This is a genomic window from Brevibacillus sp. RS1.1, from assembly GCF_013284365.1.
Lineage (GTDB): Bacteria > Bacillota > Bacilli > Brevibacillales > Brevibacillaceae > Brevibacillus > Brevibacillus brevis_D.
Genome location: NZ_JABSVA010000002.1, coordinates 1,018,402 through 1,034,801, shown reverse-complemented (window position 1 = coordinate 1,034,801; position 16,400 = coordinate 1,018,402). Strand labels below are relative to the sequence as shown.

17 protein-coding genes and 1 other annotated feature are annotated in these 16,400 nt (G+C 47.3%); of the genes, 9 read left to right on the top strand and 8 right to left on the bottom strand.

What is annotated here, in order from left to right; genetic code table 11:
* The first annotated feature begins 11 nt into the window (after nucleotides 1-11).
* The 4 genes from HP570_RS10435 (at nucleotide 12) to HP570_RS10420 (ending at nucleotide 4,907) form a co-directional block, all read left to right on the top strand.
* Nucleotides 12-272 carry a spore germination protein gene (locus tag HP570_RS10435; RefSeq protein ID WP_012684827.1) on the top strand — a complete coding sequence of 87 codons (261 nt, stop codon included), beginning with the start codon at nucleotides 12-14 and terminating at the stop codon, nucleotides 270-272.
* Nucleotides 273-395: 123 nt separating this feature from the next.
* Nucleotides 396-1,541 (top strand): alpha-hydroxy-acid oxidizing protein, encoded by a 1,146-nt coding sequence (locus HP570_RS10430; protein WP_173625677.1) that lies wholly within the window; start codon nucleotides 396-398, stop codon nucleotides 1,539-1,541.
* Nucleotides 1,542-1,762: 221 nt separating this feature from the next.
* Nucleotides 1,763-3,889 (top strand): bifunctional diguanylate cyclase/phosphodiesterase, encoded by a 2,127-nt coding sequence (locus HP570_RS10425; RefSeq protein WP_173625676.1) that lies wholly within the window; start codon nucleotides 1,763-1,765, stop codon nucleotides 3,887-3,889.
* Between the two features lie 112 nt (nucleotides 3,890-4,001).
* Entirely contained in the window at nucleotides 4,002-4,907 is a 906-nt protein-coding gene (locus HP570_RS10420; RefSeq protein WP_173625675.1) for a DMT family transporter, read from the top strand.
* A 59-nt stretch (nucleotides 4,908-4,966) separates the two neighbouring features.
* On the opposite strand, the gene nadD is transcribed toward HP570_RS10420, so the two are convergent.
* From nadD to HP570_RS10400, 4 genes are all read right to left on the bottom strand, one after another.
* Nucleotides 4,967-5,605, bottom strand: a complete 639-nt coding sequence (nadD, locus tag HP570_RS10415; protein WP_064201671.1) for a nicotinate-nucleotide adenylyltransferase — start codon at nucleotides 5,603-5,605, stop codon at nucleotides 4,967-4,969.
* A 29-nt stretch (nucleotides 5,606-5,634) separates the two neighbouring features.
* Complete coding sequence (locus HP570_RS10410) at nucleotides 5,635-6,180, bottom strand: cysteine hydrolase family protein (protein ID WP_007729905.1); 546 nt, start codon at nucleotides 6,178-6,180, stop codon at nucleotides 5,635-5,637.
* A gap of 28 nt (nucleotides 6,181-6,208) precedes the next feature.
* Nucleotides 6,209-6,997: an NUDIX hydrolase gene (locus tag HP570_RS10405; RefSeq protein ID WP_012684832.1), complete on the bottom strand. Its 789-nt coding sequence runs from the start codon at nucleotides 6,995-6,997 to the stop codon at nucleotides 6,209-6,211.
* A 153-nt stretch (nucleotides 6,998-7,150) separates the two neighbouring features.
* Nucleotides 7,151-7,837 carry a YceI family protein gene (locus HP570_RS10400; protein ID WP_173625674.1) on the bottom strand — a complete coding sequence of 229 codons (687 nt, stop codon included), beginning with the start codon at nucleotides 7,835-7,837 and terminating at the stop codon, nucleotides 7,151-7,153.
* A gap of 279 nt (nucleotides 7,838-8,116) precedes the next feature.
* On the opposite strand from HP570_RS10400, the gene HP570_RS10395 reads away from it, so the two are divergent.
* The 5 genes from HP570_RS10395 to HP570_RS10375 all read left to right on the top strand — a co-directional run bounded on the left by HP570_RS10395 (nucleotide 8,117) and on the right by HP570_RS10375 (nucleotide 13,640).
* Nucleotides 8,117-8,800 carry a response regulator transcription factor gene (locus tag HP570_RS10395; RefSeq protein ID WP_173625673.1) on the top strand — a complete coding sequence of 228 codons (684 nt, stop codon included), beginning with the start codon at nucleotides 8,117-8,119 and terminating at the stop codon, nucleotides 8,798-8,800.
* Nucleotides 8,797-10,293 carry a sensor histidine kinase gene (locus HP570_RS10390; RefSeq protein ID WP_173625672.1) on the top strand — a complete coding sequence of 499 codons (1,497 nt, stop codon included), beginning with the start codon at nucleotides 8,797-8,799 and terminating at the stop codon, nucleotides 10,291-10,293. The genes HP570_RS10395 and HP570_RS10390 overlap by 4 nt, the downstream gene beginning before the upstream one ends.
* 49 nt (nucleotides 10,294-10,342) lie before the next feature.
* Nucleotides 10,343-10,584: a binding site (T-box leader), on the top strand.
* Nucleotides 10,585-10,708: 124 nt separating this feature from the next.
* Nucleotides 10,709-11,209 carry an Lrp/AsnC family transcriptional regulator gene (locus tag HP570_RS10385; protein ID WP_007722565.1) on the top strand — a complete coding sequence of 167 codons (501 nt, stop codon included), beginning with the start codon at nucleotides 10,709-10,711 and terminating at the stop codon, nucleotides 11,207-11,209.
* On the top strand, nucleotides 11,206-12,384 hold the full coding sequence (locus HP570_RS10380; protein ID WP_173625671.1) for an aminotransferase: 1,179 nt from the start codon (nucleotides 11,206-11,208) through the stop codon (nucleotides 12,382-12,384). Before HP570_RS10385 ends, HP570_RS10380 begins: the two co-directional genes overlap by 4 nt.
* A gap of 344 nt (nucleotides 12,385-12,728) precedes the next feature.
* Nucleotides 12,729-13,640, top strand: a complete 912-nt coding sequence (locus HP570_RS10375) for an aminoglycoside phosphotransferase family protein (protein WP_173625670.1) — start codon at nucleotides 12,729-12,731, stop codon at nucleotides 13,638-13,640.
* 71 nt (nucleotides 13,641-13,711) lie between these two features.
* Here the strand turns inward: HP570_RS10375 and HP570_RS10370 are convergent, their stop codons facing one another.
* From HP570_RS10370 to HP570_RS10355, 4 genes are all read right to left on the bottom strand, one after another.
* Nucleotides 13,712-14,767, bottom strand: a complete 1,056-nt coding sequence (locus HP570_RS10370) for a TolC family protein (protein ID WP_173625669.1) — start codon at nucleotides 14,765-14,767, stop codon at nucleotides 13,712-13,714.
* A 217-nt stretch (nucleotides 14,768-14,984) separates the two neighbouring features.
* Nucleotides 14,985-15,131: a hypothetical protein gene (locus HP570_RS10365; protein ID WP_012684844.1), complete on the bottom strand. Its 147-nt coding sequence runs from the start codon at nucleotides 15,129-15,131 to the stop codon at nucleotides 14,985-14,987.
* Nucleotides 15,124-15,315 (bottom strand): hypothetical protein, encoded by a 192-nt coding sequence (locus HP570_RS10360; protein ID WP_173625668.1) that lies wholly within the window; start codon nucleotides 15,313-15,315, stop codon nucleotides 15,124-15,126. Before HP570_RS10360 ends, HP570_RS10365 begins: the two co-directional genes overlap by 8 nt.
* A 149-nt stretch (nucleotides 15,316-15,464) precedes the next feature.
* The gene (locus tag HP570_RS10355) at nucleotides 15,465-16,328 is read right to left on the bottom strand and encodes a hypothetical protein (protein ID WP_173625667.1); all 864 of its coding nucleotides are present in this window, start codon (nucleotides 16,326-16,328) and stop codon (nucleotides 15,465-15,467) included.
* Between the last annotated feature and the right edge of the window lie 72 nt (nucleotides 16,329-16,400).

Below are 16,400 nucleotides of genomic sequence, written 5' to 3'. Positions count from 1 at the left end.
AGGGAGGAGTTTTGCCAACTTTTATAGGCAAGGTGACCATTACCAATAATGTCGGGAATATCAACTTTGGCGATACGGCAAACAACTCTCCGAAAAGTGTAATCAAATCGTTTTCCGGTTCGGGTGGAAACAATAGCGGCAACGTAGTAAAGGTCATCAATGAAAATAGCCAAACGAATACATGGGTGGGTTCAGGAGCCGCTGGAATGAAGACAGTGAAAGAAAAGAAACGGGTCCGTCGCGCAGCTCGAAAGTGCAAAAAGAAAAAGTAGCCTTGAAAAAGGCGTGTGTGAAAGTGGACAAGCTCGATAATAGCGTTTAGATTAAGACTATTGCGAATTTGTGTGAATTGAGATAAAAAAGATGAAAGACGTCGCAGAAAGGAAGCAAACCAGATGACGAAAACAAATGAGGATTCACTCTTATTTACCCGTGTGAACAAGGACACGCAGGCATTGCCGATTTCTATTGAGGATTGGGAGAAAAAGGCGCGAGAGGTTTTGCCGGATGGGCCATTTGATTATGTTGCCGGGGGATCAGGGGCAGAGGAAACACTGGTAGAAAACCGGACAGCTTTTTCCCGTTGGGCAATCATTCCGCGGATGATGCGGGATGTGACGAATCGTACGCTTGGTATTTCGATGTACAATCAAGCGTTGCGCACACCGATCTTTTTGGCACCTGTAGGCATGCAGACGATTTCACATCCCGATGGAGAGCTGGCGTCTGCAAAGGCGGCAGCAGCAGCTGGAGTGCCGTTCGTAGCCAGTACAGTTTCCGCCCACTCACTCGAGCAGATTGCTGAAGTGATGGGCGATGCCTATCGCTGGTTCCAGCTCTATTGGTCGAACGATCGAGAGGTTTCTGCGAGCATGGTCAGACGAGCGGAAAAGTCAGGCTATTCTGCTATTGTCCTCACGGTAGATACCGTCATGCTAGGGTGGAAGCGCAGAGACTTCCGCAACGGGTATTCGCCACTGCGCGAAGGAAAAGGACTGGCGAATTACTTGACAGACCCTGTATTTTGCTCGCGACTCCCTGAGGTAACGCCGGAGAATGCAGTGGAGGAAGTGTTGAAAAACATTTATCATCCAGCGCTGAATTGGAACGATATCGCCTTTTTGCGTGAGCATACCCGTCTGCCGATTTTGGTAAAAGGCATTTTGCATCCGGATGATGCGCGCCTTGCCCTAGAGCATGGTGTAGATGGAATCATCGTCTCCAATCACGGTGGGAGGCAGATGGATGGGGCTATTTCTACGCTGGATGCGTTGCCGGCAATTGCCGAGGTGGTAGCTGGAAAAATACCGGTCTTGCTCGACAGTGGCGTGCGTACAGGAGCAGATGTCGTTAAAGCGATTGCTTTAGGGGCGAATGCCATCCTGATTGGTCGCCCATTCTTGTATGGACTGGCTGTTGCCGGCGAGCAAGGCGTAGCGAGTGTGTTAGATACACTTATCCATGAATTTGACGTTGCGATGGCGCTGTCTGGCAGCAATTCTATCGCAGACCTTAATCGCAGCATTCTTGCACGATTGTAAGGGGAAGCAGCCCGTTCATACCCATTGTTGAAAGAAATGAGCCAGTCTACATGCACTGGTTCTTTTTTTTTTATCAAAAAAGTTATTTCTACCAAAGTTGTTCTCGTTGAACTTTCGGAAAAACATGGTAAAATGGAGCGATCTTGTATTCAGAACGTTACGATCCTTCTGTAAGGATTATTTTTTTTGACTATATCCGAAAGTATAAACAGGAGATTGAAATGAAAAACCAAATGATATCTTCACTGACACCCCAAGATTGGGCGGGGCTACTACGTGAAAAAGATGGTGAGCTGAACATGGTTGTGAATGAGCTGGCAGATGTCAAATACGCTTTGGACCAATCCACGATCTTGGCAATTACGGACCATAAGGGGATTATTTTGCGGGCAAATGAGCAATTTTGCCGCATATCGAAATACGAACGAAGCGAACTGATTGGAAATGACCATCGGATTCTTAATTCGGGTTACCATCCGAAAAGCTTTTTTAAAGAAATGTGGTCTTGTATTCGATCTGGCCAGGTCTGGCGGGGAGAAATTCGCAATTGCGCAAAAGATGGCAGCTATTATTGGGTCGATACAACCATTGTCCCATTTAAGAACCAAGCGGGCGAAATCTATCAATACCTTTCCATTCGCAGTGATATCACAGCTCGCAAGCAGATGGAAGACGAGCTCAAACGGAGTGAAGAAAAGTATCGCATCATCGCAGAAAACACGTCGGATATCATCAGCATCATCAACCTGGATGGGGAGTTTCTCTATTTGTCTCCGTCTCACAAGCGTGTGTGGGAGCATACCGTTCCTGATGAGGAAATCCATAACCTGTTCGAGTGGATTGTGGAGGATGACCGAGATATTTTTGCTTATGCGATTCAGCATGCCTTCTCTACGCGTAAGGAGTACATGGTAGAATGCCGAATTAATACCCAAAGAAACGATGTTATCTGGACGGAAAGCAAAATCAATCCGATTATGGACGAAGAAGGAAATGTAACCAGGCTGCTTCTCATTACCCGTGACGTCACAGACCGGAAACAGTCCGAAGAGACGATTCACCACTTGGCTTATCACGATGCGTTGACAGATCTGCCGAATCGACGAATGTATGTCCAACAGCTCAGCAAGGAAATGATGCAGGCTAAGCGTTTCCAATCGAGTCTGGCTGTGCTGTTTTTGGATTTGGACCGCTTCAAGGATGTGAACGATTCATTCGGTCATGATGTAGGGGATATGTTACTGATCGAAGCATCCAAGCGTCTACAGGCATGTCTTAAGCCAGGAGATGTTGTGGCCAGGTTGGGTGGAGATGAATTTACGATTATGCAGAACCAACTGCAAGATCGCAACGAAGCGACTGCGTTGGCAGAGCAGATCATGTATCAGCTGCAGCGGCCGTTTGAATTGGACGGCCATGTATTCAATGTGTCGTGCAGCATCGGCATCGCCTTGTACCCGCAGGATGGGGACAATCCCGAAGATTTGTTGAAACGGGCCGATACAGCCTTGTATACCGTAAAATCGCGCGGGAAGAATGGCTATGACTTTTTCGATCCGTCGATGGAGGCGAAGTCGCTGGAGCGTATCTTGATGGAAAATGAGATGCGGAAAGCCATTGAACAAGAGCAGTTCCAAATTTACTACCAGCCCAAAATCGATATCGCGACAAGTGCGATGACGGGCATGGAGGCGCTCGTCAGATGGGTGCATCCAGAGCTGGGCATCATTCCGCCGAATCGCTTTATTCCAATCGCTGAAGAGACGGGGATGATCCTGGCGCTTGGGGAATGGATTTTGAAACAGGCGTGTAAACAAAACAAAAACTGGCACGATCAAGGATATACGCTGAAGGTCTCTGTGAATTTGTCAGCGAGACAGATCTATCAAAAAGATCTGGTCGAGATGATCAAGGATATTCTTCAGGAAACAAACCTGTCTCCTCATTGGCTGGAGCTCGAGATTACGGAGAGCATTTTTGTCAAAATGGAAGAGGCGACGGCAGTTTTGCAACAGATTCGGGACATTGGAATCCAAATTTCGATTGATGATTTTGGGACAGGCTATAGCTCGTTTAGTTATATTAAAAGCTTGCCAGTCGATACGATCAAAATTGACGCCTCGTTTATTCGCGACATTCACCACAACCAAGAGAGTCAGGCGATTGTAAAAGCGATTGTTACCATCGCACAAAGTCTGAATATGAATGTCATCGCTGAGGGAATTGAGCTCCATGATCAAGTAGCGGCTTTGAAGGAAAATGGCTGTGACCACGGTCAAGGCTATTTGTTCAGCAAACCGCTTCCGACAGATGATTTCGATCAGTTATTGCGTCAAGAACTGCAATAATATGGCAGGAAGTAAAGCCGGGTGAGAACATCCGGCTGTTTCTTTTGTGTGGTACTATAGGAGGCGGACAAAAACATAAGTGCAAGTGTGCAGCTAGAAAGGGAGGCCCCTCGTGGGAAAGTTTTCGGGTAAGACTGTTGTCGCTATTGCAAGTTTGGTGTTGATGTGGGGATTAAGCTGGTCGATCTACAAAATGTCACTCGCCTATACGCCACCGATTTTATTCGCAGGAATGCGTTCGCTGATTGGTGGACTTCTGCTTGCTTTATTCATTTTACCGAAATGGAAAAAGATCAACTGGCGTGAAAACTGGTTGTGTTATTGTATATCTGCCTTTCTGAATACATTGTGCTTTTACGGCATTCAGACGGTTGGACTCGTGTATTTGCCAGGTGGATTATTCTCTGTGTTGGTGTACTTCCAGCCAATCTTGATTGGACTCTTTGCCTGGTTGTGGCTGGGTGAGAGCATGACAGTGCTCAAAATCATTGGGCTGATCATGGGATTCCTCGGGATACTTGCGGTTAGTGCAGATGGACTGACTGGACAGGTTTCCATCGTGGGCGTCATTTTAGGCTTGTTGACGGCTCTGACATGGGCGATGGGCGTGATCTATGTGAAAAAAGTCAGTGCCAAGGTAGATTCGCTGTGGATGGTTGCCATGCAATGCATCATCGGTGGCGCGGCCTTAACTCTTTTGGGGACAGGCGTAGAAAGCTGGTCCGACATTGTCTGGAATGCTCCATATCTGATCGGTCTCAGTTATGGCGCTACATTTGGTGTGCCGATTGCTATTGTCATTTACTTTGGGCTTGTGAATGCAGGCGAAGCGAGCAAGGTGGCCGCCTTTACGTTTCTCGTGCCGCTCATCGCAGTCATCACTGGCACCATTTTCATGGACGAACCGGTAACGTATTCGCTCATCGCCGGTCTGGTATTGATCGTGTGCAGTATATGCTTAGTGAACTATCAGAAAAAAATGCGACAACCTGCAATTGCCAATCATCTCAATCGTTGATGGAGACGACAAAGAAAACAGCCGACACTTCACAGGTTCGGCTGTTTTTCTTATGGAGATTATATGGAGGGTTCTTTGTAGATTCCATTTTCATAAATGTACTGAAGGCACGCATCGGGCAACAGGAAGCTGGGATCGCCGCCCTTGCGGATTTCGTCCCGGATGTAGGTAGAGCTGATTCCCATGTTGATGCCCTTGCTCATAATGAGGAAATGCTCGTCATGATTGCGCAGTAGCGCGTCATCCGCAATCAGGTCAGCGGTCGGATAGCCTTCGCGCGACATCACGATGAAGTTGAAGCCTGCGACTAGCTTTTCAGCGTTGCCCCAGTTCGATAGTCCCTCTAACAAATCCGATCCCATGATGAAAAAGAGCTCGTCGTTCGGGTACTTCCTTTTCATGTGCATCATCGTATCGTACGTATAGGTTTCACCTGGCAAGGCATCCATTTCGACTGTTGAAATCTCGAAAAGAGGTTCGCCATCTTTGTTTGTTTTGTGTGTACTGCCAGCCAAAGCCAGTTTGAGCATGTGCAAGCGATGGGCGTCCTCTGTCTGCAATTTTTTATCATGACGCTTTGAAGAGCAGGGTACGAAAATGACTTTGTCCAGTCGTCTGCGGTGAGCGACGGTCGCAGCCGTGAACAAATGGCTGTACGTGATGGGGTCAAAGCTGCTGCCATAAATACCGATTCGCATAAAAATTGCCTCCTATCGTCATGAGCCAGTTACTTTTTTCGAACAGTCATGCCAAGCTGGTTTTGAAAATGACCGAGAGCCCATTTGTGACCTTCGGGAAGAAAGCTCGCTACTGCATCCTCGTGGATGACGACAGAAAAGCCGTTATAGAAGCCTTCAATCGCTGTATGCAGCACGCAAATGTCTGTGCAGACACCTACTAGATGAATCTCAGTGATACCTCTCGTGCGCAACAATAGCGCAAGGTCGGTGCCTTGAAAAGCACTGTAGCGCGTCTTATCCATCCAGTGAATCGTATCTTCGAATTCCTCGTAAATCTCCTGAATGCTGCCATACAAATTCCGGCCAGCCGTACCGATAATATTGTGCGGAGGGTAGAGTCCAGTCTCAGGGTGGTACGGGTCCTGCTCGCGATGAGCGTCGACTGCCATGACGACAAAGTCGCCTTCTGCGAGGAAGTCGCGGATCAGCTCTCCAATGCGTCCTTCAATAGCCTGACCAGGCTCTCCACAAGTCAATGCACCATCTGTCGCAACAAAATCATTCGTGTAGTCGATCACAATCAAAGCTTTCATAGAAAAAACCTCCTGAATGTGGACTTTTCTAGTAAATCATGGCAGTTGGCGTAAAGCCAGTAAAGCGATAGAGCTTGGCTGGCGAATTCGAAAACTCGGTCGAGTAGACAGGTTGTCCGTCAGCAGATAGAACTGGCTCGAGAAGTCCTTGCCGTCTGGTTGTCGCAAGCAAGCGCCGCTCAAAATTGCCCCGATCTTTTGCCGAAAAGGATGGAACGACGGTCTCGATCACTTGCAGTAATTCACTCAAGGTAAACTCATCTGGCAAAAATGCTTTGGCAATAGTCGTTTGCAGCATCTGCTCACGAACGCGCTGTAAGGCGTCAGTCAAAATTTCACGATGATCAAAAGCGAGGTTGAGGGCAAAGGCTTCCTCAATTGGAAACAGCTGCGCGTCTGATGCATCGTCGTTTGCCTGTGCGTGCTTCAATAAGTCTTCATGAACGAGGGAGACATAGGCAACGCTTGGGATCCAACCACGAGGATCTCTTCCTGGCTTGTAGTATGTCTTCAGCTGTTCGATGTGTACATCGCGGTCAATATTCGTCTCTTCTTTTAACTCACGATAGGCGCATTCGTCCAGTGTCTCCGATTCATGGGAAAAACCGCCAGGCAAAGCCCATTGCTCTCCAAATGTATTGCTTTTTCGCTTGATCAGAAGAACGGCCAATTGCTTGAGTGGCAATGATTTGGTTTTCGTTTGGCGCGGGATGGAAAGGAGCGTAAAGAGGCAAATATCTGTAGGAAGTCCATCCGGCGAGCGGTACTTTTTGGTCCGAAAGTGGATGCGTTTGGCTCGAAGGGGAGACGTATTCACAAGATCATCCTTTCCGTTTGCTTGAATCTGTTCTTATACTTTCATGTTATGATATCATTTTAACAATGTCAATATTACAATGTAAAAAACTGTGAAAAAAGACGTCTGTGAAGGCCAGACGTCTCCGTAAGCAGTTCGCGCGAAAAGGACTGATTAAACAGCATCCAACGCGAGTCGCAGTGTAATCGTAATGTTTTCCTCTGTTTTGGCCACGATCGTATGAGGGCTAGTCAATCCGAAGTCACCAAACGTTACGACGGAAGTCCCCTCCAATTGCAGCTTGCCTTGGGAATAAATCGCGTCAGCATCAATTTTCACATCTTTGGCAATTCCTTTTACAGTCAGGACGCCATTGATGGTGAACGAAGCCTTTTGTCCTTCTGTCCATGTGGATGGCCAGTTCTCAAAGGATTTTGCTTCAAAAGTAGCAGCTGGATGGACGGCTGTATCAAAGTAATCAGGAGATTTGATATGGGTGTCGCGTTTTTCATTACCGGAGTTCAGCTTATTCAAGTCAGCGGAAGCTGTTGCTTTCATTTGGTCCGGTGCAGAGAGGTTCACATCCCAACTGCCAGTAATGCCGTCCATTTCAAAGTTTACCGTTTCTTTCGACGTCGTTACGGAGAAATAGACTTTGGACTGGTCATTGATCGTCCATTTTTTATTCAGTTGATCTGCTGTCAGAGGCGTAGAGGAAGCGGTAGATGAGGCTACGGCTACCGCAGCTGCGGGCCGGATCTCCACATGGTTTCCTACAAAATAGTCATAGAGCATGTAACCCCCGATACCAACCATGAGTGTGGCAACTGAGGCAGTCAGGATAACCGAATTCTTTTTCATTATTGAATAACCTCCATGTTTTTGAAGTGTTCAGACTTGGGTCGTATGTATTTGGCTTCGCAGGAATCATTATGAGAGAGGAAGCTGAGTGGGGCTTGAAAGCTAGCTGAAAGTTTGTTGAACGTGCAATGGTTAGAGAATGATCAGCGTTTTTCTGTTAAATTTACATTTTTTGGTTTATTATTTTTCATAAAGCTTTCAGCTCGTACTCAGGGGATATTCAGCAAACATTCAGCTACGCTTATCCTGTTCAGGTAAAATAGAGGTGAGGTGAAAGAAATGAGCCTAAACAAAGGCATTAAAATATTGCTTGTCGATGATGAGCCGACCATCCTGCAATTTTTGGAGATGGGTCTTGAGAATGAAGGCTTCCAAGTATTGACGGCACAAGATGGGATGACGGCCGTGACCATGGTGAAGGAGTATCAGCCGCATGTCGTTATTCTCGATGTGATGATGCCTGGCATGGATGGATTCGAGGTATGCCGGATGCTGAAAAAGATACAGAATGTAGCGACGATTATGCTGACAGCCAGAGAAGACGTGGAGGATCGGGTAAAAGGGCTGACGCTCGGTGCCGATGATTATATGATCAAGCCGTTTAGCTTTGAAGAGCTGCTTGCCCGTATCCATGCGCGCATTCGTAATCATTACCCACATCTGCTCTCCAAGCTACACCTCGGCCCATTTCAGATCGATGACAGGCGAAAAGAAATTACCTACGAGGGCACGCTTCTGGAGCTATCGCCAACGGAATACTCTTTGCTGAAATATTTGGTGACAAATCACGGCTTGGTGCTGAGTAAACCAATGATTCTGGATAACGTGTGGGGCTATGATTTCGGTGGGGAGGAGAATATTGTCGAGGTGTACATTCGTTCCCTGCGTGATAAATTGAACGATCGTCAGCATCGGATTATTCGCACATTGCGCGGTGCGGGCTATCGGGTTGATTTTGTATGAAGAAGAATCGAAACAATCAATGGGCCCCTTTTCTAGAACCGAACTCTTTGCGTTATCAACTACTGTCTCGTTCGTTATTTATCTTATCCGGGTTGCTGCTTCTAATCGGCATGATTCAATACTTCTTGATGGAGCAATTCTTGTATCGCAGCAAAGCGGAAAGCTTGTTAAATCTGGCAGTCACTCTTCCGTATCAGGTCTTGGAGGACACGGAAACGCTCCCAAAGAACGATCAGTATGTCAGTGCGTTGCTTTCCTTGCATACACCCGATATCAAGTATGCCTTTATTGACAACGACGCTAACGTGACGGAGTTGTTTGCGAATCCGAGCGAAGGGTATTCCCCGCGCTTTCCGGAGAGTCTATACCGCGAGATCTTGGCTAGTGGCGTATGTACTTTCAAATACAAAATTTTGGAGGGTAGTACTGGTACGGATTATTTGGTCGTACTGGCACCCATCCGTTCACCTGATCAGCTGCAAGGAATTGTACAGCTGAGCACCCCTGTCGGCTCGATGCGAGAAGTGCTGTTTCCACAGTTGATCATTTTCTTTTCTGCATCTGCACTCGCCTTGCTTATCGGTTTGTTAACTTATGTGCCTGTTCTCCGCCGTACGCTGAACCCACTTTCGCGTATTGAGGTTACAGTCGAGCGGATTAATGCAGGTAATTTGGATGAGCGACTGCCGATGGATCAAGGCCAAATGGAGATAGATCAATTATCGGCGGTCTTTAACGGAATGCTGGAACGCTTGGAAACCTCCTTTAAAACTGAGCAGGAAGCTGGGGAGCGGATGAGACGTTTTGTAGCGGACGCTTCGCACGAGTTGCGAACACCGCTGACATCCATCCATGGTTTTTTGGAGGTGCTGTTGCGCGGTGCGGCGGCAAATCCCGAACATTTACAGAAAGCATTGAAAAGCATGCACGGCGAGACAGAGCGGCTGAACAAACTCGTCAACGATTTGCTGTACCTGGCTCGGATGGATCGGGAACCGGCTTTCCTTTTGCTAGAAGGGCAGTTGGACGCAGTCGTGCACAGTATGGAGTCGCAGCTCTTGGTGCTGGCCGGCGACCGAAACGTTCATTTCCGCGTAGAACAGAATGTTACGGTTGCTTTCGACTGTGACGGAATGAAGCAAGTTATCCTCAATCTGTTTCAAAATGCGGTGCAGCATACTGACCCTGTGAATGGTGAGATCGAGCTTATAGTAAGCAAGATTGCCAATGGGATTGAACTGACGATCAGAGATAATGGAGCTGGAATCGCACCGGAGCATGTCCCGCATGTATTCGACCGTTTCTATCGGATTGAATCCTCACGGGCACGCAAAAGCGGAGGGGCTGGACTGGGGCTGTCGATCACCCAATCCATCGTAGAAAATCATCGTGGAAAAATTGACGTACAAAGCAGCTTGGGAAAAGGGACGGTGTTTCGCGTCTGGTTGCCTAACGGTTTGAAAGAGGTTCAGCAGACAGAAGTTGTTGGTTGACAATGAGAGAAACCGTCATTTATAATCTGAGACATTCAATAAAACAACCAACACAGCCGTGAAAAGGAAAGTAAAAAAGGGATTTTGACGTCCAGAGAGTTGCCTGTTAGCTGAGAGGGCAGCCGCGAACTCTTTTTGAAAGCCACCTTGGAGCTCTGCTTTTGAAAATGCCAAGTAGAAAGCAGCGGATGGCCCACGTTATGGGGCGCATGTCTACGTAGACAGCACGAGTTTGCCTTTTGTGAGAGAGGCATAAAAGCTGAGTGGTACCGCGATACCTTCGCCTCAGCAACCGGATTCATGGAAATCATGAGCCTGGTTGCTGGGGCTTTTTGCTTTCTGACGTCGTTCAAAAAGTCGACTACTTGAACACGTACTTATGGAAAAAATAAAGAGAAAACTGGAGTGGTGGGGCATGGATCGCTTGAAGCAAAGAGAGCTGTTACACCTGTTGGAAGAAGACAGTCGCATGAGCGCTGAGCAAATCGGAAAAATGATCGGAGAGCCAACCGAGGTCGTTGAGCAGACGATTGCAGCATTGGAAGCCGAGAAGGTCATTGTCAAATATCCAGCGCTGGTCAACTGGGAGCGTGTGGACGATCATCCGTACGTGAACGCGATGATTGATGTGAAAGTGACGCCGAAGCGCGATGTCGGCTTTGATGAAGTGGCAGAGCGAATTTGCCGTTTCCCAGAAGTGAAGGCTGTTTACTTGATGTCTGGTGCAAGCTATGACTTGTCGATTATTTTGGAAGGCAAAACGATGAAAGAGGTAGCCACTTTTGTTTCGCAAAAGCTGTCCACTCTCGATTCAGTTGTCTCAACAGCTACACATTTTATTTTGAAACGCTACAAGCACGATGGCATTGAGCTGGAAGATCGTGACGAAGATCACAGAATGGTGGTTACGCCGTGAGTACACAAGTCAAAGTCAAAAACCGTTTATCCAGTACAGTTCAATCGTTGAAGCCATCAGGAATTCGCCGCTTTTTCGATTTGGCAGCATCGATGGAGGGAGTCATTTCCTTAGGTGTAGGGGAGCCTGATTTCGTCACTCCTTGGCGCATGAGAGAAGCTTCGATTTCTTCGCTGGAGCGTGGACATACAGCTTATACATCCAATGCAGGTATGCTGCCATTGCGTGTGGAAATTCAGAAATACTTGGAAGAACGTTTTTCGGTCAGCTATCATCCAGAGACAGAAATTCTCGTGACGGTTGGCGCCAGCGAAGCGATTGATATCGCACTGCGTGCCATTCTCGATCCAGGTGATGAAGTATTGGTCGTAGAGCCTTGCTATGTCTCCTATGAACCAGTCATTCGCTTGGCTGGCGGGGTGCCGGTTTTCCTGAAAACAACGATGGAAAACCAGTTCAAGCTGACACCGCAAGAGTTGGAGACGCACATCACCGAGCGTACAAAAGCAATCATTTTCTGCTATCCCAATAACCCGACCGGGGGGACGATGACGGCTGAGGAGTGGAAAACACTTTTGCCGATCATTGAAAAGCACGACCTTATGGTGATCTCTGATGAGATTTATGCGGAGCTTACCTACGGTCGCATGCACGAGAGTATCGCGGCTCTGCCAGGGATGAAAGATCGGACGATCCTGATCTCCGGTTTTTCCAAAGCATTCGCGATGACCGGCTGGCGTCTGGGATATGTCTGCGCGTCACCTGATTTGCTCGCAGGCATGCTGAAAATCCATCAGTACACCATGCTGTGTGCACCGACAATGGCTCAGATGGCTGCATTGGAAGCACTACGCCATGGACGTTCGGATATGGAACGAATGATCGAGAGCTACCGTCAGCGCCGCAATTATGTGGTAGATGGATTCCGTCATATCGGATTGACTTGCCATGAGCCGGACGGAGCATTCTACGCATTCCCATCTGTAGCCTCTACAGGTCTCAGCTCTGCTGAGTTTGCTGAGAAGCTGCTGATGGAGGAAAAGGTAGCAGTCGTACCTGGAGATGTGTTCGGCGAAAGCGGAAAGGGACATATTCGTTGTTCTTATGCAACATCGATGGAGCAGTTGAAGAAGGCGCTGGAACGTATGGAGCGCTTGATGGGACGACTGTCCTAACATTTTCCGGGAAATAAAGGGGGGCGGCTTTCAAGCTGCTCCCTTTTTTTACGAGTGGTTGTGGTGGGGAAGAAGCGCATTTCCAGTCTGCGCTTCGGCCTACGCCCCGCAAGGGGATTGACTGTCTGCTCAGGAAAAAATGGCGGGAGCGCTTCAAACGTTGAAGTTTCGAAGAAGGATTCCATGAGTGAAGCTGAAAACCCCCGCCATTTTTTCCTGAGCTGGGTTGGGCTCCAGAGGCGCTTGACTGGAAATGCGCTTCTTCTTACGCAGCTGGGGAAGGGAACAGCTTGAAAGCTAATGCAAGAGGATGTTTTGCAAGTAGTTCGAGGAGGAGATTCCTAATGATTTCACTGCCAACCCATTTTACCCAAACCATTATGGGCGTACATAAAGAAGCGGGGCGTCTCTGGCTGGATTCCTTTCATGAGTTGATTGCCGAATGCGAAGCACGGTGGTTATTAAAAGTGCTTGAGCCGTTTCCACTCTCTTATAACTTTGTAGCACCAGTTGTGTTGCAGGATGGGAGAAGCGCAGTGCTGAAGCTGGGAGTGCCTGGACTGGATTGGCAGAGAGAGCTGGCAGCGATTCGGGCTTTTGCAGGCAGGGGAATGGTGCAGCTGCTCGATGCTGACGAGGAAAAAGGGATCATGCTTTTGGAGCGCATCATGCCAGGAGAGACACTGGACAAGCTGAGTAGCGAAGATGAGCGAATAAAATACTTGGCGGACGTGATCAAAAGAATGCATACACCCGTTTCGAAAGGTGGCAAGCTTGCTCCTACGTTTCCAACGATAGCAGACTGGGCTGTGGGACTGAAAAAGATTCGCCCTCATTTCCAAGGGGAGACAGGACCGATTCCTGAGCAAATGGTGGAGCGGGCTATGCAATGGTACAAAAAGCTTCTTCCCACACAAAAAGAATTGTACCTGCTGCATGGTGATCTTCATCATGAAAATATTTTGCGGGCAGAAAGAGAGCCGTGGTTGGCAATTGATCCAAAAGGGCTGATCGGGGAGACGGAATACGAGGTGATTCCGTTTTTGCTGAACCATTTGCCAGAGGATGGAGTAGAAGAGGTAATGAAGCAGCGGGTCGATGGGCTGACGAAGGCGCTGTCTTTGCAAAAAGAGAGAGTGTTGGCGTGGGCGTATTGCCATAGTGTGCTATCAGCTTGGTGGTTCATAGAGGATTTTGGGATAGACGGTGGTCGTCTGGTGATGCCGGGAGTTTTTGAGAGACTGTTAAATGAGTAAGGGCTTCACCCTTTGGGATGAAGCCTTCTTTATTTTATATGAATAAATGAGATCCTTCGTAATGCGGAATATTAATAGCCAATTGACTGGTTCAAGGTGGTAGCAGCGAGATTGTATTGATAAACCGATTCAATTGCTTTTGTTTCAGAGTCAAACAGGCTTGCTTCGTCTTCCATCAATTCTTTCATCGATGCCTTCCCCAATCTATATTGATCGATTGTTGCCTGATAGCGCTCCAATGCGGTTTCTTTCTTTGTTGTACTTTCTTCTAATGCCTTTTTCGCTGTGAGTACCTTCGTATAGTTGTCACTTACTTCTTGACTGATTTTCTTTTGCGTTTTTTGTTTTTGCAGTTCCGCTTTTTTGTGCTCATTTTTTGCAATTATTCCTTTATGTGTGCTTAGTGCGGAATACTCTGCCGTGTAATCAATTCTTACTTGGGTAAAATCTATTTCTGCTTGCGCTTTGATCATCTCAGGACGCTTTTCAAAAGCTTTTGCTTGCAATTGCTCCAGGGAAAGCAGCTCGTGCTGGGTCAGATCAGTCGCGATCATTCTCCATTGTCTGTCTGCTTTTTCATTCAATAAATCGTTGAGCTTGGCTAACGCTTGCTTGTAGCTGGCTTCAAGGGCAGCAAGATTTTTGTGAGCTTCTGTTTCTTGGGAGTTCAGCCAGTACTGTCTTTGCAAGCTCTTCTTTTGCGCTTTGATTTTGGCGTCTAATGATTGGACTTCGAAGAAAGCTTTATGTACTTGCAATTGAACGGTGTTTTTTTGCGTATTCAGGGCGACTTCATCGGCAACCACTTCTTTGATCGCTTTGGCGGCGTCTTCGAATTTCTTTTTTGCATCAGCCAGAGTTATGACGTCGGATTTTTTGATTTCTTCCTTTTCTCTTAGTGTGATGGATGTTTCGTACTTCGTTATATCTAATTCAATTCGAAGCAGCTCCAGATCAACGCTGTTCTTTATTGCCTGTTCGACTGCGAAATCTAGCGACAAAGGGGAAACATCCGTCTGTTCCGCAGTGGCCACGAGTGGAGCAGCCAGAGCAAAATGGGCACCACCTGTAAGGAGTGAAGTGACTAAAGTTGTACTATAAATGTGTTTGAAGAGCCTGGATTTCATGGGGAAACCTCCTGATTATATATAAAAGGATTTGATAACGATTCTCATTATCAAATCCATGAAAAGTATATATTTCCAATACAATTTCGTCAATAAAAAAATGTTTTTCACCACGTTCTTGGCCAGAACCCCAAAAGAAATCCCCTTCCGGAAAAAGGCAAAGTGAGCAACTGCCTGTTTCCCCAAAGGGGATTTGTTTTTCATAATGGGAAAAGTACTATTCTTTGTCCCTGTTTTCTTTGTTTTCCGTAGCCGACTTGGCAGTTTGGTTCAATGTCCCTTCCTTTGGCGTAAGGGAGTAACCATGCATATTGCTTCCGTTATAACCCATGTCGGGCTTTTCCTGTGAGGTACGATCAGTCATTTGCTTCCCCCTTATTTTGTCCAGTGGATGTAGAGTCTTGCTGCACATACGGATTGTCGACGTCATTTGGTTCCTTGTCCAGATTGGTACGGATTGCGAGTATTGGACTCGTGGGAGGTTGAGCGATCAGTCTGTCATCCAGTTGCTTGAAATCAGGCAGGTCGTTTTCGCGATTGTCAACCATGTTCGTCTCCTCCTTTACGGGTTAGTATATCCACCACCTGCCTGTACATTTCCTTAAATGGAAAAGCAACGGGACCCGGACTACACCAGAAAAAAACAGCCCCAGTCCCAGAAAGTTCGGGAGGGGCTGTGCCGATCATCTTTGTGCAGTTAACTCGTTTTCTTGGCCAGGCTCTTCATAAAAGAAGCAAGATTCGTTTGTAGCAATGGTGTGATCGCAGAAAAGGAAGCATTTTCAGTGAGCTTATTCATTTGACGAACAAATTCAGTGGTGTCCTTTGTATTTACATTCTCGAAGCGGTTAGTGATTTTTGTGTTTTTTAAATCGGAGAGAAGCGTAGCTTGTTCGTTCCGGTATTGTGTGATCCAGTCTGGACGATGTTGCAGCTTTTTGACGAATTGAATCAGCATGCTTACTTTCTCTGTTGGATTGGTTGTGGCCGCTTGCATTTTTTTGTAGGCTTCTGGGTCATACCGCTCCATCAGCTTGGATGGATTAACATAGTCGTTCGGCGCCCCTTGTGGTTTTTGCGGAAGCTCTACGTAGCTGACACTGCCAGTTGCAGGGTCAACCTTTCGTGTTTTGGCAACACCTGCGAGCAGATGGAGGGTATCCAAAAATTCAGCAGCATTTTTCTCATCAGCCATGTATTGGTCTGCCAAATATTTGCCTTGGGTTAAACCGACTTCTACCAAAGCAGCTCTTTCTTCATCGGTGTAGGTGGATTGGGAGTTGAAAAAGTTTTGCTCCAGGATGTGGTCAAAGGCTTTGCGAGCCTCGGGTGGCTTATCTGCGAAAATTTTATCCAAACGCTCATTAATCTCAGTGCTAAAGAAAAATTGGACGCTGTGATGTTCGATGGCATCAGCAGGTAGCTCGCGTGCCTTGTGTGAACGAAGGTCTACCGTATCGGGCTTGGGCAATCCCAGACTAGTTCCCGTCACCATTTTAGGTGCAGTTTGGCTAGTTGGGAGCTGGGGGGTTAGGTAGCGGGAATACGATTGGATTTGCATGTTCTACTCTCCTCACATGGATTCATGTTCAGTCGTGAAGGCAGGAGATCATGTTTACCTTTTATCAGATGA